Source organism: Amycolatopsis sp. A1MSW2902, from assembly GCF_017312175.1.
Classification (GTDB): domain Bacteria; phylum Actinomycetota; class Actinomycetes; order Mycobacteriales; family Pseudonocardiaceae; genus Amycolatopsis; species Amycolatopsis nivea.
Genome location: NZ_QJPO01000001.1, coordinates 4,534,711 through 4,558,975, shown reverse-complemented (window position 1 = coordinate 4,558,975; position 24,265 = coordinate 4,534,711). Strand labels below are relative to the sequence as shown.

The 24,265-nt window shown below is 64.9% G+C and carries 17 protein-coding genes; 13 read left to right on the top strand and 4 right to left on the bottom strand.

Annotation, left to right across the window (positions count from 1 at the left end; translation table 11 throughout):
- Window positions 1–242: 242 nt before the first annotated feature.
- Both DMP23_RS20775 and DMP23_RS20770 read left to right on the top strand, forming a co-directional pair.
- Window positions 243–1,007, top strand: coding sequence for a DsbA family protein (locus DMP23_RS20775; RefSeq protein ID WP_337822199.1), 765 nt, complete (start codon window positions 243–245; stop codon window positions 1,005–1,007).
- A 101-nt stretch (window positions 1,008–1,108) separates the two neighbouring features.
- A complete protein-coding gene (locus tag DMP23_RS20770; RefSeq protein ID WP_337822198.1) occupies window positions 1,109–2,155 on the top strand; it encodes an aspartate-semialdehyde dehydrogenase in 1,047 nt (348 codons plus the stop codon).
- A 253-nt stretch (window positions 2,156–2,408) separates the two neighbouring features.
- Here the strand turns inward: DMP23_RS20770 and DMP23_RS20765 are convergent, their stop codons facing one another.
- The gene (locus DMP23_RS20765) at window positions 2,409–3,176 is read right to left on the bottom strand and encodes a maleylpyruvate isomerase family mycothiol-dependent enzyme (RefSeq protein WP_337822197.1); all 768 of its coding nucleotides are present in this window, start codon (window positions 3,174–3,176) and stop codon (window positions 2,409–2,411) included.
- Window positions 3,177–3,725: 549 nt separating this feature from the next.
- On the opposite strand from DMP23_RS20765, the gene DMP23_RS20760 reads away from it, so the two are divergent.
- Both DMP23_RS20760 and DMP23_RS20755 read left to right on the top strand, forming a co-directional pair.
- Window positions 3,726–5,351 (top strand): AMP-binding protein, encoded by a 1,626-nt coding sequence (locus DMP23_RS20760; RefSeq protein ID WP_337822196.1) that lies wholly within the window; start codon window positions 3,726–3,728, stop codon window positions 5,349–5,351.
- A 162-nt stretch (window positions 5,352–5,513) separates the two neighbouring features.
- A complete protein-coding gene (locus DMP23_RS20755; RefSeq protein WP_337822195.1) occupies window positions 5,514–6,872 on the top strand; it encodes an MFS transporter in 1,359 nt (452 codons plus the stop codon).
- A gap of 483 nt (window positions 6,873–7,355) precedes the next feature.
- On the opposite strand, the gene DMP23_RS20750 is transcribed toward DMP23_RS20755, so the two are convergent.
- The gene (locus DMP23_RS20750; RefSeq protein WP_337822194.1) at window positions 7,356–7,955 is read right to left on the bottom strand and encodes a hypothetical protein; all 600 of its coding nucleotides are present in this window, start codon (window positions 7,953–7,955) and stop codon (window positions 7,356–7,358) included.
- Window positions 7,956–8,688: 733 nt separating this feature from the next.
- Between DMP23_RS20750 and DMP23_RS20745 the strand changes: the two genes are divergently transcribed.
- The gene (locus DMP23_RS20745; RefSeq protein ID WP_337822193.1) at window positions 8,689–9,996 is read left to right on the top strand and encodes a GAF domain-containing sensor histidine kinase; all 1,308 of its coding nucleotides are present in this window, start codon (window positions 8,689–8,691) and stop codon (window positions 9,994–9,996) included.
- Window positions 9,993–10,622: a response regulator transcription factor gene (locus DMP23_RS20740; RefSeq protein WP_337822192.1), complete on the top strand. Its 630-nt coding sequence runs from the start codon at window positions 9,993–9,995 to the stop codon at window positions 10,620–10,622. Before DMP23_RS20745 ends, DMP23_RS20740 begins: the two co-directional genes overlap by 4 nt.
- Window positions 10,623–10,661: 39 nt before the next feature.
- Here the strand turns inward: DMP23_RS20740 and DMP23_RS20735 are convergent, their stop codons facing one another.
- Window positions 10,662–11,585: a polysaccharide deacetylase family protein gene (locus DMP23_RS20735; RefSeq protein WP_337822191.1), complete on the bottom strand. Its 924-nt coding sequence runs from the start codon at window positions 11,583–11,585 to the stop codon at window positions 10,662–10,664.
- Between the two features lie 32 nt (window positions 11,586–11,617).
- Window positions 11,618–13,924, bottom strand: a complete 2,307-nt coding sequence (locus DMP23_RS20730; RefSeq protein ID WP_337822190.1) for a penicillin acylase family protein — start codon at window positions 13,922–13,924, stop codon at window positions 11,618–11,620.
- Window positions 13,925–15,165: 1,241 nt separating this feature from the next.
- Between DMP23_RS20730 and DMP23_RS20725 the strand changes: the two genes are divergently transcribed.
- The 7 genes from DMP23_RS20725 to DMP23_RS20695 all read left to right on the top strand — a co-directional run bounded on the left by DMP23_RS20725 (window position 15,166) and on the right by DMP23_RS20695 (window position 23,922).
- Window positions 15,166–16,743 (top strand): polysaccharide deacetylase family protein, encoded by a 1,578-nt coding sequence (locus DMP23_RS20725; protein WP_337822189.1) that lies wholly within the window; start codon window positions 15,166–15,168, stop codon window positions 16,741–16,743.
- A gap of 415 nt (window positions 16,744–17,158) precedes the next feature.
- Window positions 17,159–17,959 (top strand): GAF domain-containing protein, encoded by an 801-nt coding sequence (locus DMP23_RS20720; protein WP_337822188.1) that lies wholly within the window; start codon window positions 17,159–17,161, stop codon window positions 17,957–17,959.
- A gap of 5 nt (window positions 17,960–17,964) precedes the next feature.
- On the top strand, window positions 17,965–18,573 hold the full coding sequence (locus DMP23_RS20715) for a sigma-70 family RNA polymerase sigma factor (RefSeq protein ID WP_337822187.1): 609 nt from the start codon (window positions 17,965–17,967) through the stop codon (window positions 18,571–18,573).
- 161 nt (window positions 18,574–18,734) lie between these two features.
- On the top strand, window positions 18,735–19,505 hold the full coding sequence (locus DMP23_RS20710) for a response regulator transcription factor (RefSeq protein WP_337822186.1): 771 nt from the start codon (window positions 18,735–18,737) through the stop codon (window positions 19,503–19,505).
- A gap of 622 nt (window positions 19,506–20,127) precedes the next feature.
- Window positions 20,128–21,744, top strand: a complete 1,617-nt coding sequence (locus tag DMP23_RS20705) for an APC family permease (protein WP_337824428.1) — start codon at window positions 20,128–20,130, stop codon at window positions 21,742–21,744.
- 13 nt (window positions 21,745–21,757) lie between these two features.
- Window positions 21,758–22,954, top strand: a complete 1,197-nt coding sequence (locus DMP23_RS20700; protein ID WP_337822185.1) for a MalY/PatB family protein — start codon at window positions 21,758–21,760, stop codon at window positions 22,952–22,954.
- A gap of 524 nt (window positions 22,955–23,478) precedes the next feature.
- On the top strand, window positions 23,479–23,922 hold the full coding sequence (locus tag DMP23_RS20695) for a hypothetical protein (RefSeq protein WP_337822184.1): 444 nt from the start codon (window positions 23,479–23,481) through the stop codon (window positions 23,920–23,922).
- The last annotated feature ends 343 nt before the right edge of the window (window positions 23,923–24,265 follow it).

Genomic DNA, 24,265 nt, shown 5'->3' with positions numbered 1-24,265 from the left:
GCCGCGACGGGCGGACGCGTCGCGGCGGTGTTCACCGGCGGTCGGCCGGCTGTCCCGTGCGACGTAGTGCTGGCCAGGGCGCGAGCCGCTCGGGAATCGGGCGTGTCAAATCAGCTCAGACGACAGAAATTCGGCACGCAGAATCGACGGTGGCGAGTGCGCAGTGCCACCGGGTGGTTGCTGTACCGACTGGTCCAATCATGCGCTACGCTTTAGCTATCGGACGAGCGGCACGGATCGAGATGGGATTGACCATGACGGCGAGTTCACCCGACGGCGATGTGGGCGCGGACCTGCATTTCTATTTCGACCCGGTCTGCCCCTTCGCATGGATGGCGAGCAAGTGGGTGCGGATCGTCCAGCGGCAGCGAAACTACGACGTGGACTGGCGCTTCATCTCGCTTCGGCTGGTCAACGCCGATATCGACTACGACGCCCATTTCCCGCCCGAGTACGAGGCGTCTCATGCGGCCGGTCTGAAGCTGCTGCGCGTGGCCGCGCGGATCCGCCAGGAGCGCGGGAGCGAACTCGTCGGCGCGTTCTACCGATCGTTGGGGGAGCAGACGTTCGAGCGGTCGAGCGTGCCTGGCGGGACGGGTGCCGCCGCGCACCTGGGGCCGCGGGTGCTTGCGGCGGAGGCGCTCGAGCGGGGAGGGTTGCCTGCGGAGTACGTCGAGGCGCTCGACGACCCGTCGCGGGATGCCGAGATCCAGGCCGAGACCGACAGGGCGCTCGAGTTGACTGGCAAAGATGTCGGCACGCCGATCCTGCACTTCGACCCGCCGAACGGTACGGCGTTGTTCGGGCCGGTCATCAGCCGGTTGCCGAGCGAAGCGGAAGCCGCTGACTTGTGGGAGCACGTTGTGGCGTTATCCCGTTTCCCCGGGTTCGCGGAGCTCAAGCGCAGCTTACGGGAGAAGCCTCAGTTGGCGTCGTTCGGCGTTCAACAGGGAGAAGCAGGCGCGCAGGAGGATTGGCACGGCGGGAGTCGTCGGCTCAAGAAGTGAGTGTCGCGTGGTCTCGTCGCGTAGGTGTAGCGCTGCTATTGATTTTGAAACCGAGAAGCATGGTCATCCGGATGCCGGGATGTCCGCTGTAGGAGGATTCGATGAGGGGATTGCGCGTCGGGGTCGTGGGTGCCACTGGGCAGGTCGGGCGGATCATTCGCAGCGTCCTCGCCGAACGAGGCTTCCCTGTTGAAGGCATCCGGTTCTTCAGCTCCGTGCGTTCCGCTGGAACGCGGCTGCCGTGGGGCGCGGGCGTTGTTGTGGTCGAGGAAGCCGACACCGCCGACCCCGCCGGTCTTGACTTGGTGCTCTTCTCCGCGGGCGCGGCGACGTCCCGCCGACTTGCGCCACAGTTCGCCGAGGCCGGGGCGACGGTGATCGACAACTCGTCGGCTTGGCGAGACGATCCCGAGGTGCCGTTGATTGTTCCGGAGGTGAACGGTGCTGCCGTTGGCGCGGTCGCCAAGGGGATCATCGCCAACCCGAACTGCACCACGGCGGCGATCATGCCGGTTCTCAAACCACTGCACGACGAAGCGGGTCTTGTCCGGTTGACGCTGTCGACCTACCAGGCGGTGTCTGGCTCGGGGCTTGCAGGAGTGGACGAGCTGGCGTTGCAGATCGGCGCGGCGGGTGCTGACGCCAGGAAGCTCACGCAGACCGGGACGGCGGTGGAATTCCCCGGGCTCAACACCTATCGGGCGCCGATCGCCTTCAACGTCGTGCCCTGGGCGGGCTCGCTGGCTGAGGACGACACCGGGGAAACCACGGAGGAGAAGAAGCTGCGCGACGAGAGTCGGAAGATTCTTGCTTTGCCCGCCCTGCGAGTCGCCGCCACCTGCGTACGTGTACCTGTGTTCACCGGGCATTCCATCTCGGTGAACGCCGAGTTCTCGACGCCGTTGCCAGCAGAGCGAGCACGACGGGTTCTGCAGGGCGTTAGCGGGGTTTTGCTGGCTGACGTGCCGACGCCGCTGGCCGCTGCGGGCAACGATCCCGTTTACGTGGGCCGCATTCGGCAAGATCTCTCCGTCGAGGACTGTCGAGGGTTGTCATTGTTCGTGGCAAGCGACAATCTGCGGAAGGGAGCGGCGCTCAACACCGTGCAAATCGGCGAACTCGTAGCAGCAGCTTCCTTGCCGCTTTAGGAGTGCGGTTGGCCCTTTGCCGGATCGGATAAACAGCAAGTGCCGGATCGAGTGGCTGTGCTGCGGCGCGCGCACTGGCTCGAGGCGGTACCTCTGACGAGCCACTGCAATTGTGCAGTGCATCAGCTGCTCGGCTGCCGCACCTCCGACGTCATCTGGCGACCGGCGTTGGCGTCGCAGGAGGTTTGCAGATGCGACCGCCTCCGCCAACGGCTACGTGTCGATTTCCAGGGGTGGGATGCGGGCCGGTCCCTCAGCGAGACCAGCGCACCCGCAGCAGTTCGGGCCACTTGCCCAGCAATTCGGCGTCGCCCGCTGAGTCCGGCGTGTCGAAGGACGTCCTGTTCCACAGTGCCAGGTACACCTGCGTGGCGGTGCCGCGCAGCGCGGCGTCCGCGCCGCAGTTTTCGTCGACGCGCTCGCTGACCACTGGCTCTGTACCGATCGTTAGGTGCCATGCGGCTGCGACATCGGTTGTCTGGACGGACATCGTCCTCGCCTGCTCGCTGTGCAGATTCCAATGCGTCAGCGGCGCGAACCCGGTCAGCAGCTCGTCGATCCCGTCAACAGCCACCGCAGGGTCGATCGGGGTAAGTTCGCGCGCTGCCAGTTCGGCGTCCACGCGATGCACGGTCGTCTCGTGCGTCTGCCTGCGAACCCAGAAGGACAGCGGCGATGTGGCGGTGAGGAACGACCAGCACTCGACGTCGGCTGGCGCGTCGCGCAGCGTCTTCACCAGTGATGTGTGACCGTCGGCGAACCAGCCCACCAGTTCGTCGTCAGGCGGACGATGCTCGGCATCGCGCAGCGGGTCGCCGCCGACGTTGGGCGGTGGCTGCAGGCGGGCCTCGCGGACCGCCGCGGCGGCCCAGCGGTGCACGGCGCTGGTGTGGAACAGCAGGTCACGGACCGTCCAGCCGGGGCAGCTAGGCACCGAGGCGCCCAGTCCCGCCGACTGTGCAGCGACGGCCAGCCGTTCACCGGCGGACTGCAGGGCGTTGAGCTGATCGGAAATCTCCACGCGCAGAGGATGGCACATCGAACTCGTGGAAAGAAGACGTCCGACGGGTTTGTCCACCCGGCATGGCGCATCGGTCGGGTGTGAGTGACCTGAATGTACTGATCGATACAACGCGAAGTCTGCTTGATCAACTGCCCTGGTGACCTTGCAGGTCATAGGAGAATATGAGAATAAATGGCGAATGTATCAATCAGTACAGTTGGTCTTGTATTATGTCGCGCTAGCGTGGTTCGCTTGGCGTGATACGTCGCCCCGCTGACGTTGTTGGAGGTGATTTGCGAAGACCTCAAATCTGGTCGTGCGGTGGGTGAGCGCACTCACGTCCCAACGTCTGCGGCGTCTGCGGCAAAAGCCTTCCGCAGTGGGCGTGAGCTTCGTGGGTGTTGACCCAACGCAGCCTGCACGGCGGTTCTCGGCGTCGAGTTGCCGTCTGCCGCGGGTTCGCCGGCCGCATCGGTGGCAGGTGCTGAAGGTGCTGACGACAGCGGGTGGCGTCAACGAGTTACCCGTGCGGCGTGAGGCGCGGGCAGGAGGAGAAGTGAGGCATCGATGAGTGTCGACAACGTTTGGCGTGAGGTGGAAGCGAGCCTGTCAGTGAATCCCGCGGAGGCGCTGAACACGGCCCAGGAAGCATGCGGCCGGTACGCAAACGACCGCGGCAGGCTCGCGCTGGTCGTGCGGCACGCGGACGGTTCAAGCGAGCGCTGGACCTATCGCGAGCTTTACCACGCGGCGGCCAGGACTGCGCGGGTGTTCGCCAACGCCGGACTGCGTCCAGGCGACCGCGTTGCGGGCCTATTGTCGCGACAGGTCGAGAGCTGGATCGTGGCCCTGGCCGCATGGCGCAGCGGGTTGGTCTACGTCCCGCTGTTCTCCGGTTTCGGGGCCGATGCCTTGGCTTACCGGCTGCAGGCGTCCGCTGCCAAAGCGATCGTGGCCGGTCATCCATGGCGGGACATGCTCGACGAGGCGATGTCCACAGCCGACGTTGACGTCGAGGTGTTTACGGTCACCGGTCCAAGGGGTGCGGGCCTGGTGCGAGGCGACCGCAGTTTCTGGGCTGATCTGGAGCGTGTGGGGGCGGACGGCCCCGAGGCGCGTACGGCCGCAAGCGACATCGCTACTCTGTTGTTCACCAGCGGCACCACTGGCGACCCGAAGGCGTGCGTCCAGCCGCACGCCGGACTGCTGTCGCTGCTGCCATTTGCCCGGTACGCGCTGGGCGTGACGCAGCGGGATCTGGTGTTCACCGCGGCCGACCCTGGCTGGTCTTACGGCCTATACACCACGGGTGCGGTGCCGATGTCGATGGGCATTCCCCGGGTTGTTTACACCGGCGACTTCGATCCGGACGCATGGCGGACGGTGATGGATGCCGAAGGTGTCAGCTGTGTCGCGGCCGCGCCGAGTGCGTTCCGCAAGCTGCTGGGCCCGGTGCGGCGGCGCGGGGTTCCGCGGGACCTGACGGTCGCTTCCGCAGCCGGGGAGCCGCTGGACTCCAACAGCGCGGCGGCGTGGGCCGAGGCGGGTGCTCCGGCCATCCGCGACGGGTACGGGCTCAGCGAGGTCGGCATGGTGCTGGCCGACCTGGCAGAAGGCCCCGCGCCGGAGCCGGGCACTCTCGGCGGGCCGGTCCCAGGATTCTCCGCCGTCTTGGTAGACCCGGACGGCACCCCCGTCGCCGACGGGGACAGCGGTCTCATTGCCGTCGAACGCCCTCGCTACCAGCTCAGCACGGGCTATGAAAACCGCCCGGAAGCATGGCAAGCGCGCTGGCAGGGCGACCTGTTCGTCACCGAGGACCGAGCTTATCGCCGCCCAGACGGTCGCTGGTGCTTCCTTGGGCGTGAGGACGACATGATCGTGGCTTCCGGCTACAACATCAGCCCGGTCGAGGTGGAACGGGTGCTGTCCGATCACCCTGACGTACTTGAGGCAGCGGCTGTCGCAGGGGCCGGCGAGCGCGGGGGAACAGTCGTACACGCCGTCCTCGTCCGGGCCCCTACCCGGACACCGAACGCTGAGTTGGAACGTCAACTGCGCGCGGAGGTCGGCCGCCGCGTCGGTAAGCATGCGAGCCCCCGCGCCTTCGAATACGTGGACGCCTTGCCTCGGAACGAAGTAGGCAAGTTGCAACGCGTCCGTCTGCGACCGCCTGCACAACCCGCACGCTGAACCCACTTGGAGAACATGTGCGAAGAACACCGCAAAGGTTCGTCGGCCATCGCGCATCCATGCGGGCCGAGGGCGATGTCGTCGCGGGGGACACGGTGCTGCCCAGCACGTCGCTCATTCAGGCCGGGCAGCGAAGCCTGCTCGTCGGACCAGGAGGCACTTGTGGCTAGCTCGCCGAAACAGCCGGACACGAAGGCGTCCGGGCGCGACATCTTTCAGGTCGCAGCAGTCTCGATCGCTGCGAACAGTATCGAGTACTACGACTTCTTCATCTACGGCACCGCCGCGGCGTTGGTCTTCCCGACGCTGTTCTTCCCCGGGCAGAGCGCCACGATGGGTGTATTGCTGTCGTTCGCGACGCTGGGGGTGGGCTTCCTGGCGAGGCCGCTGGGCGGGGTGGTATTCGGGCACTTCGGAGACATCGTCGGGCGGAAGAAGACGCTCGTGATCGCGATGATGCTGATGGGTACGGTGTCGACGCTGATCGGCGTGTTGCCGACCTACTCAAGCATCGGTGTTGCCGCTCCGATCCTGCTGGTCATGCTTCGTTTCCTGCAGGGCTTCTCGCTCGGCGGACAGATGGGTGGCGTGGTGTTGTTCGCAGTGGAGAAGGCACCGGCGAGCCGCCGCGGCCTTTACGGCAGCCTGACCGCGCTCGGCTCGCCGGGCGGGACTTTGGTGGCTAACGGCGCGTTTATCGCCGTGACCGCAGCCCTGTCGCCGCAGGCCCTGACCAGTTGGGGTTGGCGGGTGCCGTTCCTGGCGAGCATGCTGCTGGTCGGCCTGGCGCTGTACTTGCACTTCAGGATCGAGGAGACGCCGGCCTTCCGGCGGCTGCAGGAGGCGGACCTGGCGAAGGTGGCGGCTGCCGCGTCCGCACGGCCGACTCGCTCGCCAGTGCTGACTGCGCTGCGCACGTATCCGCGGGAGATCGCCCTGACCGCCGGTACCTACCTAGGCATCAATATGACGTATTACATGCTGATCGCGTTCGTCATTACCTACGGCACCAATCCCAAGTTCCTCGGGCTGCCGAAGGAGACGCTGCTCATCGCGGTCCTGATCGGGTCGACCGCGCAGTTCATCGGGTTGCCGGCGGCTGGAGCACTGTCTGACCGGGTAGGGCGCCGCCGCGTCATCATGGCCGGAGCAGGCGGGCTCGCGGTGTTCTCACTGGCGTTCTGGCCGATGGTTGACTCCGACTCGTTCTGGATGATCGCTCTTGCGATGTTCATCGCGATGGGGCTGCTGCACAGCCTGATGTACGGCGTGCAACCTGCGTTGTTCGCTGAGACCTTCTCGACTGAAGCCCGCTACTCCGGTGTGTCGTTGGGTATCCAGTTCGGTGCGGTTCTCGGTGGCGCGTTCGCACCGATGATCGCCACGGTGCTGCTGTCGAAGTTCGGGTCGATCAGTATCGGGATCTACATGGCGGTGTGCTGCTTGGTCACGTTGTTGTCGGTATGGAAGCTCAAGGAGACCAGCAAGGTGGAGAGCCTCTCCGAGTTGTCCTGCGCATGAATTTCGAACGCCCTTGATCTTCGGCTGACGCGGGAATACGAACACGTGCGGCCACAGTGCGCGTGTCCTCGGTCTGCGAGGGCGGACGGTCGTCGTTGTTCCGCGAGGCGGAAGCCGGGACTGGAGGCTGGGCGGGGTCGCAGCGGTGTGGATGCGACGCTGAACGGGCGGGTCTTCGAAGATCCGTCCTGAATGGATGGGCCGTTGCGCCGAATGTCGTGTCGTTATGGGGTTCGGGTCGTCGGTCGGCGCAGCATTGCTCGACGCGTCTGGTCATCTGCGCGGTGGTCGCTGCCGGACCGCTTGCGGCCCGGATTCACGGCTGGGTGCTGACTGCCACCAGAGATCGTGCGCAGGCGACAGCGCGTCGTGCGGCACGGTTCACGATGCTGGCGAGCTGCGGATGCGTCAGGGTGGTCGACAGTTCTGCAGTGCGGATCGGTCGCTGCCTGGGCATGTCTCCGGTGAAAGCTCAGACCGGGCTCAGCAAGAGTTGGGGAGAACGATCTGTACACCCTCGATGGTGACGTACATGTCGCTGCTCTCGAATGCGGAGTGCGTCTGCTCTCCTATGTACAGGTCAAGATGCTTGTCGCTGCCATAGCCGGGGGTGAATTCGTCGCGGATCTCCCACGTCGTGCTGGCGAGTAGTTCCGCGACGCGAGGCGGCGGTGGCTCGCCGTTGTCACGCCGCCCCGGGCTGGAGATCCGGAATCGAGTCCCCTTGCGCAGCACGTCCGGGTCGGCAGCAGCCGAGCAGAACGGCCGGAGCGGCCTGCCGTGAGCGTCGCGCGGTGCCTCGTCGAGCCAGTATCCGATATTGTGCGACCAGTTCAGATATCGACCTGCCTGGTCGCCCGAGGTTATCCGCCCGGTGCCTTCCTGCATTACTCGCTCGACAAATTGGCTCGGATAGTCACCGAGGTGAGCACCGCCGCCGTCCTCTGTCAGGCTGACGTTTCCGGTGACTGTCGCGAGGTCGCCGCCGCAGAACTCCTCAACCGGGGTGTAGTAGACAGTCACCAGCCAACCGTCCGAGCGGCGCGGCCCGCGTGAGAAGAGCTTGTGCAGCTTGGAAAACACCCTCACACCTTACCTCTGGCACCCAGGTCGCTCCAGACGTCCCAGCGAACACTTCGTAAGCCTTGGCCCGGCTGTAGTGACGGCCTGCCCATATCTATGAAGTACAGCAGCTGACGCGGTGCCGATACGGCTAGAAATATGCCGACGGATCAGTGGAGTCGAACACTATCCTAAGAGGGTGTTTCGAAACCCGGGCAGCTAATCGTTGAAGCCTTGTGCTATGTGGCGGCTTGCCCAACTCTGCGTAATGGCCTCCACACCTCGCCCATATCACAGCCGACACCCAGCCGCGCTACTGGGTTTCGAAACACCCTCTAAGGGATAGTGTTCGGCTACCTGTACGGGCAGTGACAATCCGCGGACCAGTTCCTAGCTGACCGGAATGCGGTTTCGCTGAGTATGCTCGTCGGCAAAGAGGAGGCAGCGATGAAGCGTGCACCGATGGGAGTTCGCACCGAGTACCTCTTGGACGCCGCCCGGTCACGCTCCATTGGGAACGCCCTCCAGCCGGTGCTTGCCGAGATCCGGGACGTGCTCGGCGCGTCGGTCTGCTTCGTCGGTTACCGGCCCCGGACCGCCGAAGCAGACCTGCTTATGCTGGCGGTCGACGCGCCGAGCGATCCCGATCCGCTACTGCCGAACGAGTCGGTTCGGCTCAGCGCGCTGCCGATGCGGGATCAACCTTCGGTGGTCGTCGACGTGACGGTGAGCTCGACAGCGCGCGCGTCGGCTGGTGCTGCGCTCGGCGCTGGTCGTGCCCTGGGCCGATCCGCACGGCGACGGGTTCGTGATCGCAGGGCGCGCCGGGCGGACTCCAGTGCTGCCCGAGGCTGCTTCGGGCGCGGTTCCGCAGCTCGGCCGCAACGTGCGTCGCCGGGTGTCGGAGGGGCGGCGCCGAGGCGCGGTGGAAATCAACCGGGACCTGCAGTTCGCGATGAAGAACGTGGCATCCGCCGCGGTCGGCTGCGCGGACGTCGCGGAAACCCTGACGACTCTGCTGGTGTCCGCGCAGCGACTGTTTGACACAGACGTCGACTACCTGTCGCTGCCAGAGTTCGACATCGAAACCTTCACGTTCGACCAGACCCTCGGCATCCACACGCCCGAATTCCGGCATCTGAGGATCCGGGACGGCCAAGGCCTCGGCGGGCTCGCGCGCTCGCTGCGCCGGCCGGTGCGCTCTCTCAACTACGCCATCGACTCGCGCCTGCACGCCGCGCCAGTGGCCGAGACCGTGCGCGAGGGCATCGTGTCCGCGATGGCGACTCCGATCATCGTCGACGATCAGGTGGAGGCCGTTCTCTACGTCGGGGACCGGACGCTGCACCCGTTCAACGAGACCGACGAGGAAATCCTCAACGAGTTCGCGGCCTACGCCACCCTTGGTCTGAAGCGACGGGCGGCCGAGGCGTACCGGCGGGACGTCCTCCGCCGTCAGGAACAGGAGCGGCTGGCCTATGACCTGCACGACACCGCGGTCCGCGGCCTCGTGGAGATCGGCTTCGCCGCCGAACGGATGCGAGAGACCCTCAGCGGCGACCCTGCCGTCGAGGCGAGCCTCGCCTCTATCGCCGCCGCGGCCGAGCACAGTATGGAAGCCCTTCGCGGCCAGTTGGACATGCTTGTTCGCCCGAAGCCCGCGCGGACTGCGGGAGATGTCCTCGACGAGATCGCCGAAGCCTCGCTGCGGGCCGACGCTGGCCACCGGTTCCTCGTGGACGCCCGCGACTCGGTGCTGCCGGACGCCATTGCAGACGCACTTGTCCGGATAGGCCAGGAAGCACTGGTCAACGTCGACCTGCATGCGCGGAGCGTTGCCGAAGTCCGGTTGGAGGGGGCGTCCGGCGAGTGGGTCTTGTCGGTGGCGAATGGGGGCGCTGTGACGACTGCGCCGAATGATGCTGACGAGCCGGGCCATCTCGGTCTGCGGGCGATGCGCAACGCTGCTGAACGTGTGTCCGGCCGTGTCGAACGCGAGCCTGCCCGCGACGGACACGGCTTCCTCGTGCGAGCGACGATTCCTGGAAAGGTCGACCGTTGATCCGGTTCTGTGTTGTCGACGACCACGAGATTGTCCACGACGGACTGCGGGCTATGGCGGACCGGGAGGAAGGGCTGGAATTTGCCGGAGCGACTACCACAGCGGGTGGGGTAGCACCGCTGCTCGAAGCTGCGCGGTCGGATGTGCTGCTACTGGACATGCGACTGGCCGGGCGCAACAGCATCGACCTCTGCACAGAACTTGCCGCGGCCTTCCCCGATCTGAAAATTGCGATCCTCAGCGCCTACGGGAACGCTGAACTGCTGGAGAAGGCGATCCTGGCCGGTGCCGTCGGGTACATCCTGAAGGAGACGACCACGTCCAGGCTGCCTGGCATCATCCGCGAGCTCGCCGAGGACGGCAGTTACTTCGACCCGCGGCTGGCCAGCGGGCTGCTGAAGCGGTCGGCGCAGCGGAGCCAGTCCGCGTTCAACGATCGGGAGCTGGAGATCGTGCGGCTGATCGCACGTGGGATGGACAACCACCGGATCGGCGAAGCAGTCAGCATCAGCCCGCACACGGTCAAATTCCACGTCACCGCGATGCTGAGGCGGCACGAGCTCGCCCGTCGCACCGAGCTGGTCCGGCTGGCGATGGACCTCCATCTGCTCGATGAGAGCGAATGACCCCCGCCGCATCGCCGCGACGGGGGTCATTCGCCGGGCTCAGGCGCGCGCCCAGCTGGAATCCGGCGGAGCCTGCTCGACTCCGCGGACGTCCGGCAACGCCATCAAACGCCTGTCCTCGTCGTCATCCACCCATGCCTGCGCGATTTCGTCGCACGTCGCGAACCACACACCGTCGTGTCCGGCGATGTGCTCGATCAGCCGCTCGTACCACAGGATGTTGTGAGCCTGGCCGATGATCTGCGGATGCACACAGGAGGCGAACACGGGGTTCTCGACGCGTTCGTAGGCGTAGTCGAAAGTGTCGCGCCACCGGCGGAAGATCGTCTCGGTGTCCTGCATGCCGGTTGAGGCGCCTGTGTAGGCCAGCGGCGGAAAGTCGTCGAGGTACCAGTTGACCGGGATCTCGATCACCGAGCTGGCAGTGCCGGCGACGTTCGCGTTCTCCCAGTTGATCTGCCAGCGCTGCGGGTGGTATGGCACGAGGTCGCGGGCCATCAGACTGGTGTCGTAGCGGAAGCCCGACTCCTCGATGATGTCAAGGGTGTTCTCGCTGTAGTCCCAGTAAGGCGAGCGGTACCCGGTCGGACGGACGCCGAGGACATTCTTGTATGTCGCGAATGCGAGGTCGACTAGACGGCGTTCGGTGTCACGGTCGATGCCAGGCGGGATCTCGTGGTAGTAGCCGTGGTGGCCGATCTCGTGCCCGGCCTCGACCACCTTGCGGCACTGCTCCGGGAAGGTGTCGACTGAATGGCCCGGCGTGAACCAGGTGGTGGTGACGTCGAAGCGTCGGTAGAGATCTAGCAGGCGCGGCACTCCGACTTCGGCGCCGAACTGGCCGCGCGACATGAACGACGGGCTCGGACGGTTGAACCCGCCCAGCCACAACGCCTGCGCGTCGAAATCGGTGCCCAGGTTGACGGCGATCTTCTTGCCCGGGGGCAGCTGCACATGACCCATGGGTCGTCTCCTTTTCGGGAATCGGTGCGATCTCAGGCGGACGGGTCGAGACGGATGACCTGTTCTGCGGCCTCGTCGATCCGGTCGCGACTGTAGAGCAGCGGGAACGCTTCGCCGCGACTCCACGGGCTGAACAAATCGGTCGCGTGCGGGTCGCCGAGCCGGCCCGACTGGCCGGGCGCGTTCATCGCCAGCGACGCGTCCCACTCGCCGACGTCGATGACGAGCCGGAAGGTCGCCCCGGCGCTCTGCACGAAGTTGGGACCATAGGCAGTGTTGCCGACCGTGTCACCGCTGCCGCCGCGTGGAGCCGGACCAGCGACAAGGTGATCCTCGGGAACTCCCGGCAGGATCGCTGCGAGTGGATGCCGAGCTCGCGCGACGTGCAGCCGCCCCCAGCTCCACGTCGAGCGGTCCGGCCCGAGCAGCTGTTCCAGGTCTGCGACGGCCGCCGGCAGGGTTTCCTCGACCAAAGCAGCCATTGCCTTCTCCGGCTCGGGTCCGAGCCGGTCTCCCGGTGTTTCGACCAGTTCCAGGTCGATTCGGGCATCGGCGAGAAGATCCTCCGCGGGCGAGATCCGGCTCGCAGTTTCTCCCGCCGCCTCGGCACCGACGTGTGGCTCCAACGCTCGGGCCAGCAAGGCTGGTCGCAAATGCCGCCGGTACCAAACCTCGAACAGCGCCGCGCCCGCGGAATCAGGCGCGAGGTCGCCGTCCCAGCCGAGCAGCAACGACAGGCCGTCGGTCTCCTCGGGTACGTCCAGGTCGCGCACCCTGGCCACGATCCGCCGGGCCGGAATGCTGACGAAGTCGCTCTGCAGCGCGACCATGCTCGCCGGTGTCGCGTCGGTCGTCTTCGCGAGCACCTCGTCGAGCCGGTGCCGCCTCGACGGCGCATACCAGTCGTAGGTGATGTGGCGATCAGCCGGGAAGTCCTCCGGCAGATTGCATTCGTTGGCGGTCGCCAGGAACCCGGACTCCGGATTCACCGCGCCGGGCAGCTGGTCGGCGTCGTAGAAGCCGGCCCACTCGTAGCGGCCGTCGCCCGGCACCGGCAGCGTGCCGTCCCAGTTGGGCCGGATCGGGGTGAGCCCGCCGGTCTTCCACGCGATGGTGCCGGACGGGTCGGCGTAGACCTGGTTCTCCGGCGGAGCGCCCCACCGGTTCATCGCGGCGAGGAACTCGTCGTAGTTCTTCGCGCGCATGTAGTCCATGCTCCCCAAATACGGTGCCATGCCCGGTTCCAGCCACGCGGCGCGCACGGCGATGGCCGTGTGCCGCTGCGGATCCTCGTAGATCACCGGGCCGTGCCGGGTGAACCACAGCTCCGTCTCGACCGGGTCGCCGCCTGCGACCTCGATGACCTCGACCCGCCGCTCCATCGGCTCCCCGCGGTCCTGGTAGCGGTAGGAACGCGGGTCTTCCGGTGCCGTCTCGTAGACGTAGAGGTCTTCCTGATCGATCGCGAAAATCGTCAAGCCGAAGGAGATCCGGCCGTTGTGGCCGATCGAAATCCCCGGCAGTGCCGGTTCGCCACCACCGATCACGTCGAGCCCAGGTGCGGACAGGTGCGCGATGTAGCGCAGCCCCGGCAGCGCCGCGGCCGCCCGATGCGGGTCGTTGGCCAGCAGCGGACGCCCGGACCGAGTGCGTGACCCGGCCAGCACCCAGTTGTTGCTGCCCTCGGGAAGCACGTCGCCTTGCGGATCCAGCGGAGTCGCCGGCCCGAAGTCCGGTGCGCTGGTCGCGAGGTCGTAGACTTTCAACACATCGTCGAGAATCAGGTCCAGGTCCAGGTTTTCGGGAACGGCCAGCTCCCGTTCCGGTTCCCGGCGGCGGCGCAGCTCTTCGACCTGCCTCGGCAGGTCCCGCAGGGTGCGGGCGCGAGCGACCTCGTCCCGGACGTTGTAGAACAGGCCGTGGCTGCGGATGCGGGCCACATCCTCGGGCTCCCACAGCGCCGGCTCGTAGCCCAGTTCCCGGAACTCGACCGGCAACAGGTCCGGTTCGCGCCGCGTCAGCTCGACGAAAGCGTTGACGCCTTCTACGAACGCGACGGTCGCCCGCTTGGTGTCCGAACCGTAGGAGAGCCACTCCCGGAGCATCTCGCCGCGATAGAGGAACAACCGGGCCGCGCGGTCCCGTTCGACATGTTCCGCGCCGAATATCTCTGAAAGCCGCCCCAGCCCGCGCCGCCGCCAGAAATCGATCTGCCACAGCCGGTCCCTTGCCGCGTTGAATCCTTGCGCGCGGAAGGCGTCGTAGGTGTCGGCCGCGTAGATGTGCGGCACTCCCCAGCGGTCGACGACGATCTCCGCCGGTTCTTTCAGACCGCGCACGCGGTACTCCGCCCGGTCCGGTCCCTGTCGCTGTCTTGTCACTCTGGTGCCTCCAGCCTCATCGCCGTCGTGCTTAGCCAAGTCAAGCAGCGGCCTCGGTGGCCATGTCGACGGAAACGAGCACCGCTGCGGCCGATTGGCCGCTACCCGAACGGGTAGCGGCCAATCGGCCGCAGTTGAAAGAGTGTCTCTTGCGGGTTGCCGAGACCGCAAGGCGCGTCAGCCATGCCTCGCCGTCACGACGAAATTGCTTACGATCCCCAGCGAAACCCTCCGTCCAACCGCGCGAGCCGGGCCTGCCGGGCTTGAAGCGACGGAGCGCACGAGTAGATGCCTCGGAGGTCAGTCGCCAAAGCCACCTGCGCATCCAGACAACAATTCGAATGGGGCGAAAGGCGGCTCGGGCACGAGATCGTGCTCCCTGACACGTCATGCCTGGGTGATTTGAAGACGTAGCCTGCCAGCCAGACGGTTCGTGAGGTAGCGTCCGAATACTTCGCCCAACCATGAACAGCTATCAACCCAGGTAGGTCATGAGGTTCACAGCTGCGTCAAAGGTTCGTCGCGCTGCCAGTCGAGAGGGACATGCAGCGGGGGAGAACTGCGCTGCGAACCCTGAGACGTCGGTGATGACGTCATCCGAGGGTCCACAGCACCGGATGGCGACCGTTGGCTTTAGACATCTTTTGGGATGGAACGAATGCAGCGATTGTGACAGGCAGACGCGACGGGGCCGGGCAGGTCGCGGCGATTGCACCACTTGGCTCGGCAACGGACAACAGCAACGGGCCGGGACAACATTACGAAAGGTGGCAGGCTCCCACCGAGGGTGTCAGGTTCGGTCCGGCCCCTGCGCGGACTAGACACATCGCGAGTGTGCCGAGTTCTGCGACAGTCTAACCCGCGCCGCCCGGCGAGCGCTTTCCCGCAGGTTCCGCGTTCTCGGCTCCGCCGCCGCAACTGGATCGCGAACTTCGTCGCCTGCTTACTGCCGATCCTGAGGAGATCATTGCATGTTATACCGACAATTCCGGCACGCCGTGCTTGCGGGAATCGTGCTGAGTCTGGTCACGGGGTTGGCACCGGCCACAGCAGTCGCCGTGCAGCAGGCTCGGCCGCCGCACGCTCGCAATGCAGCCGCGCGGCCCGCCCTCGGCAGCCGGACATTGCCGGCCCCTCCGTCCGCGCCTGCGGCGGTTCCACACGTACCGAGCCCGGTTGCGGAGGCACCCGCAGCCACTGTGCGCGCGGGAGACGGGGCGGCGATCGGAGCGGCACCAGGTGCTGACTCCGCGCGGCGCACGCTGATTCTCTACGACACCACTGGACAGTGGGGCTGGCTGGGTGAGGCGTTCGCGGTGCAGACGGCGAACCTGGTCTCGCACGGCAGCGCCTATCGGATGCAGCCGATAGGCGAGTACACCGCGGGTGAGATGAGCGACTACACCGGTGTGGTCTATCTCGGATCCACGTACAACGAACCGATTCCTGCCGCGTTCCTCGACGACGTCCTGTCTGGTGTCCGGCCAGTGCTGTGGGCAGGCAGCAATGTCTGGCAATTGACTGCTCGGGCTGGCGATTTCGGAGCGCGTTACGGCTGGACGTGGACTCGGTTCGACACTGTGCCCACCCCGACGGTGACTTACCGCGGCGTCGAACTGCACCGCAGTGACCTCGCCGCCGACTCGGGGCTGCTCGGAACCACTGTCACAGACCCGGCCGAGGCGCAGGTCCTGGCCACCGCGAGCCATGCCGACGGGAGCACCCTTCCATGGGCGCTGCGCAGTTCCAACTTGACCTACCTCACTGAAGTCCCGTTCAGCTACGTCGGCACCGCCGACCGCTACCTGGCGGCTGCTGACCTGCTGAGCAAGCTCGCTGATCCGAACCAGCCAGATCGTCGGCGGGCGCTGGTCCGCATCGAGGACGTCAGCGTGGACGACGATCCTGCTCAGTTGCGCCAGATCATCGACTACCTGGCCGCCCAAGGCGTCCCGTTCAGTCTCGCGGTGATCCCGCGCTACCGCGACCCGCACGGCTATTACAATAACGGGGTCCCGGAGTCGAGCACCCTTGCCCAGGACAGCGCTTTCGCGACGGTGTTGCGCTACGCACAGAGCAAGGGGGGAACCCTTGTCATGCACGGCGACACGCACCAGTACGACACAGTCGCCAATCCCTACGACGCGGTGTCGGCCGACGATTTCGAGTTCTATCGATCCCAATGCTCCACAACGCCAAACCCGCCGTACCAGTTCGTTTCGCCCTGCACGAACGACGACTGGGTCATCGAGGAAGGACCGGTACCCGGTGACTCGGCGGACTGGGCACGGTCGCGGGTCATCGACGGCAAGCGCCTGTTCGAGGCCGCGGGATTGGCGGCACCCACCATTTTCGAACCGCCGCACTACGCCGCATCCGCGACCGACTACACCGTTTTCGACAGCGAATTCGGCGTCCGATACGACCGTGGCCTGTATTTCGGCGGATGGTGCCCTGCCGGGGCCTGCGGGACAGGAACGCCCGACTATGGCAAGCTCGCTGGCCAGTACTTCCCCTACGTGGTGCGCGACGTATACGGCAGCACTGTCATCCCTGAGAATCTGGGCAACGTCGAGTTGGCGGAGAACAATCACCATCCGCCCCGGCTGCCTGCGGATGTCGTAGCCTCCGCGCGCGCCATGACGGCCGTGCAGGATGGCGTCGCCAGCTTTTTCTACCATCCTTATCTCGGCACTGACGCGCTGAAGGAGATCGTCACCGGGCTCAAGGCGCAGGGCTGGCGATTCGTCCCCGCGCCCGACGTTGCCGCTGGGTGAGGAGCTCGGGCCTCGAGCCTAGAACTGCAGCCTCGATGACGGGGTCGTGTTACGCGAAGCGACATGCACCCTGCCCCGGCCGGTGCTGGATATCACCCGGCCGGGGCGAGGTGTGAGAGGCTCGCGATATCTCCGCTGCCGCAGGCCTGATCCCGGGCAGCATTGCCGGAAGGCCCGAACGCCACGGTGTCGGCGCGTCCTCCATGTCCTTCTCTATCTCGGTGTTCGTACGGGTAATTTCATGGAGGTGATTGTTCGTGTTATTCGCGGACCTGCCGGCCGCGCCCGGCGGTAGGATTCGAAGCACCGAGACATCCTGCGCTGCCCCGCACGCCATGGTGCCGTGTGTTGTCCATGGGGCAGCGCGGGCGTGGTGCCGCGAGTTCGTGGCTGCTGAGCGATCCAGCTGGCTAGCATGTGGTATTCACCGGCGGAAGGCGTGATTCGCGTGGCTGATCGAGTCGTTGCGAAATCGGGAATCGGCGACCGCGCGACGCCGCTGCTGCGCGCGTTGCCTTTCCTTGCCGACACACTGGTCGACGAGCACCACTTGGCCGACCTGCCGCATCGGCTGGTCCGACACTGCGTCCACTTGCTCGGTGCTGTGGGTGCGGCCCTGAGTCTGGCCGATCGGGCGGGCGTTCTCGAGGCGGTCGCGGCCTCGCCGGTGAATGCGCGACTGCGCAGCCTCCTGCAGGTGGGGAACGAGCAGGGGCCGTCAGTCGACGCATTCCGGACTGGCATCACCGTACGGTTGGACGATCTGGAGGCGGTTTCCTCCGCATGGCCGTTGTTCGCGACGGAGGCTCTCGTGCGGGGGTACCAGGCTGCGTACTGCGCGCCTCTTCAGGTGCACAGCGGCGTCATCGGTGTGCTGACTGTGTTGGTTAGTGACCAGGGTTCGTTGCGCCAGCCAGTAGCGAGCGCAGTGCATGCTCTTGCCGAACTCGCCGCGATCGGCGTGACGCAGGAACGCCTCAGTTCCTCGTCCGGGGGCTTCACCGGCCAGACGGAACACGTAGGAGACGGCAGCCCATTGATCGACCGAGCCGCCAGCGAACTCGCCGCTGCCGGACGAATCCCGCGAGAGGAAGCGTTCTCCCGGATGATCGCTTACAGCTGTGATCGACGGTTGTCGCTCACCGAAGTGGCCGACGTAGTCAGCCGCGCCGCCCTGGCGCTTGAGGACGTTCTCGGCGATGCTACGGCATCGTGATTCGCGTGCGAGACCCGATGCCCGCGCGCGATTCTCGTCAGCTGTCACAGGAAGAACTCGATCCGCTTATCCGTGCGGCGGCTGAGCACGACCCGGCAGCGATCGCCGCTTTGCTGGCGATCGTTCGCCCGGTGGCGGTCCGTAGCTGTCAGGCCCGCATGAGTGGGCGCGACCTTTCACACGTCTCGGCCGACGATCTCGCCCAGGAAGTCTGCTTGGGCGTGCTCAAAGCATCACCCACCTTTCGGAACCGCGGGGGCTCGTTCCCGAGTCTTGTGCATGCTATCGCGGCGAACAAGGTCGCAGACGCCTACCGTTTCGCCGCGCGCCTCCGGTGCGACCCGGTGGCGGAGCTGCCCGATCTGTGCCCGAGCGGGAACGAGCCTGAGTCCCGTGCACTGAACCTCGAGTTGCGCGGCCATCTACGGAAGCTGCTTGGTCGCCTTGCTCCGCTGCAGCGGGAAATCCTCGCACCGCGCGTCGTGATCGGCCTGACTGCGGCCGAGACCGCGCAGGTGCTCGGTATTTCAGAGGCAAATGTCCGTGTCGTCCAGCACTGTGCGCTGGTCAAAATCCGGGCCATGATCCAGGATCGGAGCCACCAGCCGCCATGACCGGCTCGGGGACGCCGGAGAACCGGCGAGACGACCGGGTCGGTGCCAGGCATCGGTTACGCGACCCGCCCTCCGCCGATTCTGCCGTATCAGGGACTCGGGAGCTGCTCCGCGAGCAGTCCACGGGGTCGCGGAAACAGGCTGACGAACGGAGATCCGAGATGAATGGCATGCGGCCCCAGCAAACTGGGGCCACGACGGGACAGCCGTTCGGAGCGCGCAACCTTGGGCTGGCGATCGTGGACCCGATTCCGCTATTTCGGGCTGGGGTCGCTGAGGTAGTCGATCGCACGATCGGGCTGAGCTGGGCAGGGCAAGCGGTGGACCACCGTGGTGCCGTCCGGTTGTGCGAGCAGGCGCAACCCGACGTAGTGCTTGTGGATTCGGCGCTTGATCCTGACTGCGACCTGGTTGAACTGCTCTCTGCCGGGAGTCCCGGGCTCGTTCTGATCATGCTGCTGCGGCACCGCCATCGGACCTGGCAGTACCTCGCCGGTGCCCTCGATGCGGGTGCCCACGCGCTGGTGCCGCGTGAGGCTTCCCCATGCGAGCTGGCCATGGCGGTCCGGCTGGCGTACTCCAGGCGTCACTATGTAGCCCCAGAGCTGCCCCCGGTTGCCCCGCAACCGAAACGTGCATGGTCGCGCCGCTCGTCGGCCGGCACTGGGATTTCGGCTCCGCTATCGGAGCGGGAACACCAAGTGCTGTTGCTCGTCGCCGAGGGCCTGCGGAACGCCGAGATCGCACGACTGCTGTTCGTGTCGGTGGAGACAGTGCGCGCCCATGTCCGGGGTGTCCTGCGCAAACTTCACGCTCGCGGTCGGACGCATGCGGTGACCGTCGCGTTCCGGAACGGAATCCTGGTTCGGTCCGGCGAATCGAGCGAAATCAAGACGGTCTCATACGCTGCAGCGCACAGCACATCCCAATGAGATTCCTGTGGCACCCCGGGACCTTCCTGGTGTCAATTCTCGCATTTGCGAGTTGCCGACGACTTGCCCGATTTTGGGCAAAGGCTTGGCTTTGTGGGCCAGGTGTGGTGCATGACGTTCCGCATGCGGGACGTCGGCATCATCGAGCGGGTCGCCGCTTCAACAGGGCCGCTGGCCAGGGCACCGCTCGTGTCCTAGGCGACGTTATGACTTTCTGTTGCGTGCTCAAGATTATCAGACTCCGAAGATGCGCTTCACAGGGTGCTCAAGTCCTCCGGTTTGCGCCAAACAAGGTCCTTTCGCGACGGAAAACCTGAGCCGACTGCCCATGCTCGCTGCTGCAATAGTCAGTCGCCAACTGCGCGCGCCGAACCGAGCTGAGGCGGCCACTGGAACTCGTGTGTGAGACACTTCTCATCCGATTTCCGAGATTTCCACTTGGGGTCTAACGTGGCAGGGAATCCGGGTTCGTCAGAGGGTGGGATCTGCAACGCCGCAGCGCGTGCGACGAACGTGGCTCACCAGGTCATCACATTTGGAGATAGTATCAATGCCTCAAGAACCGGGACCTGCGCGCAGATCTCTCATGGCAAGTAATTAGCCCGAGGTATATCATTGCGTTATAGCTGGTGCTGCGGCAGATGAGGAAGCAGTTTGCAGCGGAGTACTTGTCGAGGAAGACAAGCATTTCAAGCGCCGACTCGGCTGGTTCGGGGGTGCCGCGCTAGTGTTTTCATCGATGGTCGGTTCAGGTTGGTTGTTTGCCTCGTACTTCGCTGTCATGACAGCAGGGCCTCTAGCCATCGGATCCTGGGTGATCGCCGCACTCGCGACCGCACTCGTCGCGCTCACGTACATCGAACTTGGCGTGACACGCCCTCTGGCCGGCGGCAACGTCCGATGGCCCTCCATGATCTCCGGACCCTTCGTCGGAGTCATGATCGGCTGGGTCTTCTTCCTGCAAGCGACTATCGGCACGCCCAGTGAGGCGTCTGGCTTGCTGCAGTATGTGAATCGATGGTGGCCGGGGCTTGTGGTCGACGGCTCCCTGTCGTCGCTCGGTCTTGTCCTGGCAATCTTTGTCGTGATCGCATTCACCGTGTTGAACTGGTTCGGTGTCGTCCTGATGTCGCGTATCAACGCCATGGTGACTGTGTTCAAGATCGGCGTTCCGCTGTTGACCGTGGTCTTGCTGGTCGCGACAGGATTCGATTCGTCGAATTTCAGCTCGGCTGGCGGCGTGGCGCCGTACGGCATCCCGGGCATGCTGACCGCGGTCACCGGAGCGGGCCTGATTTACTCGTTCGGCGGGATCAACGTGGGCGCAGTGATGGCTGGCGAGACGCGTTGCCCGCGCCGGAACCTGCCGATCGGCACCTTTGTGGGGTTCGCTGCAGCTTTCGCGGTCTACCTGATGCTGCAGATCGCATTCGTCGGGGGCGTGCCGCACGGAGTGTTGGCACAGTTGGGCTGGCACGGCCTGAGGTTCGATTCTCCGTTCGCGCAGGTGGCGTTGATGCTTAACCTGCACTGGCTCGCCCAGCTCCTGCTGGTTGACTCCGTGGTCTCGCCTGCGGGATCGCTGTTCCTGGGAATCGGAACGAACTCCCGCAACATCTTCGGAATCGCGAAGAGCCGGATGCTCCCGAAGTGGGTTGCGAAGGTGCACGAACGCTCCGGAATTCCACGTCACGCGCTCGTGGTGAACCTGGTTGTCTCGGTGTTCTTCCTTCTGGGTTTTCAGTCGTGGCAGGACCTGGTCTCGGCGACAGGGATGTTCTTCGCTGCGGGCTACGCGATCATCGCGGTCGCGGCCGGCGCGAACCTGAAGGACCCTGCGTTGAGGGCACGGCCGTGGATGCGAGGTGTCCGTTACGTGGCACCGCCGACCTTCGTGATCTCCGGTTTGATTATGTACTGGGCCGGATGGGACGAGGTATGGCTTGCGCTCCTGCTCTTCCTGGTCTCGGTCCCGCTGTTCGCGCTCATGATGCGCAAGGACCGCAAGATCCTCAACATCAGCACGTTCCGGTCCGGAGTGTGGTTCCTCGCCTTTATGCTAGTGCTCGGCGGAATTTCGGCGATTGGCTCGTTCGGCGGCAGCGGTTGGGTGGGTAGTCCCTGGGATTCCGTCGCGGTGGCCGTCGTCTCGGCGGGGTTCTACTGGTGGGGACATCGCGCATCGGTCGCCTGGATGGTGTCTCCCCAGTCGAGGGCAGCTGCCGGTGTCTACTGCTGAAACGAATTGGGCGATGAGCGAGGCGGACGATTTCAGCTCGATCGTCGACCGGTCTCGAAGCGGCTCTGCGAAATGGCTCTCCATGTTCGAGGGGAAGGCGGACGTGCCGAAGGGGATCGTCCCTTTCTCGGTGGCGGATATGGACTTCGCGTGCGTTTCCGAGATAGCCGGCGGCTTGAGACGGTACTTGGAGGACGCGGTTCTCGGATACACGCTGCCCACCGAGGAGTACTGGGATTCCGTCGTCGGCTGGTTCTCGCGTCGGCACTCCTGGGAGGTGTCGAAGGACCACATCTGCCTGTCGCCCGGCGTCGTCCGGGCTGTCTTCACCGCGGTGCGCGCCTATGCTCGGCCGGGGGACGGGATCATCGTCCAGACGCCTGGGTACTACTCGTTCTATCGCGCGGTCGAACTGAGCGAGCGTGTTCTGGTCCGGAATCCCCTGGCCGAACGTGGTGGCAGATGGAGGATCGACTTCGACGACTTGGCGGCGAAGGCACGTGATCCGCAGAACAAGGTCCTCCTGTTCTGCAGCCCGCACAACTCGACCGGCCGTGCGTGGGAGCGCTGGGAACTGGAACGGGTCGCGCAGATCGCCGTGGACAACGGGCTGATCGTGGTCAGCGACGAGATCCATTTCGACTTGGTGATGCCAGGGCATCAGCACACGGTCTTTTCGACGCTCGGCCCCGAGGCCGCTGACCGGTCGGTCGTCTGCACTGCACCGAGCAAGACTTTCAACTTGGCCGGCATGGCTACTAGCAACATCGTGATCGAGAACGAGCAGCTGCGCGCCGCGTACACAGTCGCGCAGGAGAAGTCCGGATTCTTCTCGCTGAACGTTCTCGGTTACGAGGCCTGCCGCCTCGCGTACACGCAGGGCGAGAGCTGGCTGGAGGGACTGATCGACCTGGTCTCAGCCAACCACGGCCTGGTGGCGAAGAAACTGCGCGAACGCATTCCAGAGGTGCGCGTGTTCGACCTGAAAGGAACTTATCTGCAATGGATGGACTTCCGCAGCCTAGGCCTGGGCGCGGCTGAGTTGGAGCGCATCAACGTCGAGGAGGCCCTGGTTTTCTTCGACGAAGGCACGCTCTTCGGACCGGAAGGCGAGGGCTACGAACGCATGAACCTGGCCAGTCCGATCGGCGTAGTCGAGGCTGCGGTCGAACGGCTGGCGGACGCGTATCGCGGTGTTCGTAACTTATAAACGAACGAGGGAGAAGTGATGTTGGCGGGGGCTGGCCGGGCAAGTCGACCAGGCCCCGCGGCGTTCTTGCGGGAAACTCGTTGGAATTCTTTGCGGGTGCGGGGCGCAGCGAAGGTTGTCCGTCCTGCTGCGTCCCTCGCCGGACGGCGTCCCGCCCGGCGAGGTCGGCGATGGCAGTTGCCGGTCCGATCCGCTCTGCTTCGACGGCGCTGATCGTGCGGGCGGTCAACCATAGTAAAAGTTGATGGTTTCGATGATGACTGGAGTCCGATGCAGATGGAGACGAGCCGAAATGCGCGCCCGCTTGTGCATTTCGGACAAAAATACCTCGGATTCAGCCATTTCCCTGTTGCCATCTTGTCAAGAGGGGCGCGTGCTGTATTATGATCGCGGCCGATAAAGCGACGCTGAACGTTTGCAGGTTTCGAGTGGGTTCTATGATCGGAAATCCGGGGTCCATGGATATTTCTGAGTTCCAGAGGGCGCTGGGGAGGGAATTGAGGTCGGCTCGCGTCGGACAGCGCATGACTCAGGGGCAGCTGCAGGAGCGGCTAAAAACCGAGTTGGGTGTCAGCCTTTCCAGGGATACGATTGCATCGTATGAGGCCGGGAGTAGTCAGTACAAGTTGGCGAGCTTTATTCAACTTTGTTTTGCGTTGAGGCTGTCTCCAGAAGTTTTGCTGGGGCAGGCAGGGTGCAGATATCTGGGAAAATCGCAATTAATTGTTAGCCTGCGATGGACTCAATTTGATCATCCGGTAGAGTTGCGCCCCTTTCAGGATTGGGCGCTTTTGCGTTTAAGGGAGATTTTGCCTGGTCAGGATGACAGAATCTTGCTGTCCTTGTCGACGGTGGAAAACTTGGCTTACTTGTGCGGTGTGAGCCCGAATGATTTGTACTTGTATTTGCGCGGTGCACCTAGGGGGGACTGTAACTCTTTAGGGGGCGACCAAGCGCTGCATTCATGAGCAACTGGGGTTTGCTCGAACCGCTGCTGGGCCTTTAAAGGCGAGCTTAGGGTGGCTTTGGGTCTCGTCGACACTGCTGAGTGGGGAGACATTCTGGCTTCTCCAGCTTGGAGGGAAATCTGTCGCTGTGGCTAGCCTTAGGGGCAGTGTCTCGTCCAGTGCGGAGGCTTGGGGAAACTGTCGCTTGATGCGAAGAGGTGGGCGGCGGCTTTTCGTATTGAGCATTGCGAAGTCAGTAGATCTCACCTGACGGCGGCGTCCGCCGGGCATGCAACCTCCGCCGATGAAAGTTTGCACTAGTCGAGTTCGGTGCGCCCGCAGTCGATTGGTAAAGTCCTCGGGA

Excerpts from the sequence above, each read along its gene's own strand:
- DMP23_RS20770 (WP_337822198.1), top strand. The coding sequence starts at position 1,109 with ATGAGGGGATTGCGCGTCGGGGTCGTGGGTGCCACTGGGCAGGTCGGG.
- DMP23_RS20710 (WP_337822186.1), top strand. The coding sequence starts at position 18,735 with ATGAATGGCATGCGGCCCCAGCAAACTGGGGCCACGACGGGACAGCCG.
- DMP23_RS20695 (WP_337822184.1), top strand. The coding sequence starts at position 23,479 with ATGACTCAGGGGCAGCTGCAGGAGCGGCTAAAAACCGAGTTGGGTGTC.
- DMP23_RS20760 (WP_337822196.1), top strand. The coding sequence starts at position 3,726 with ATGAGTGTCGACAACGTTTGGCGTGAGGTGGAAGCGAGCCTGTCAGTG.
- DMP23_RS20775 (WP_337822199.1), top strand. The coding sequence starts at position 243 with ATGGGATTGACCATGACGGCGAGTTCACCCGACGGCGATGTGGGCGCG.
- DMP23_RS20735 (WP_337822191.1), bottom strand. The coding sequence starts at position 11,585 with ATGGGTCATGTGCAGCTGCCCCCGGGCAAGAAGATCGCCGTCAACCTG.
- DMP23_RS20700 (WP_337822185.1), top strand. The coding sequence starts at position 21,758 with ATGAGCGAGGCGGACGATTTCAGCTCGATCGTCGACCGGTCTCGAAGC.
- DMP23_RS20720 (WP_337822188.1), top strand. The coding sequence starts at position 17,159 with ATGTGGTATTCACCGGCGGAAGGCGTGATTCGCGTGGCTGATCGAGTC.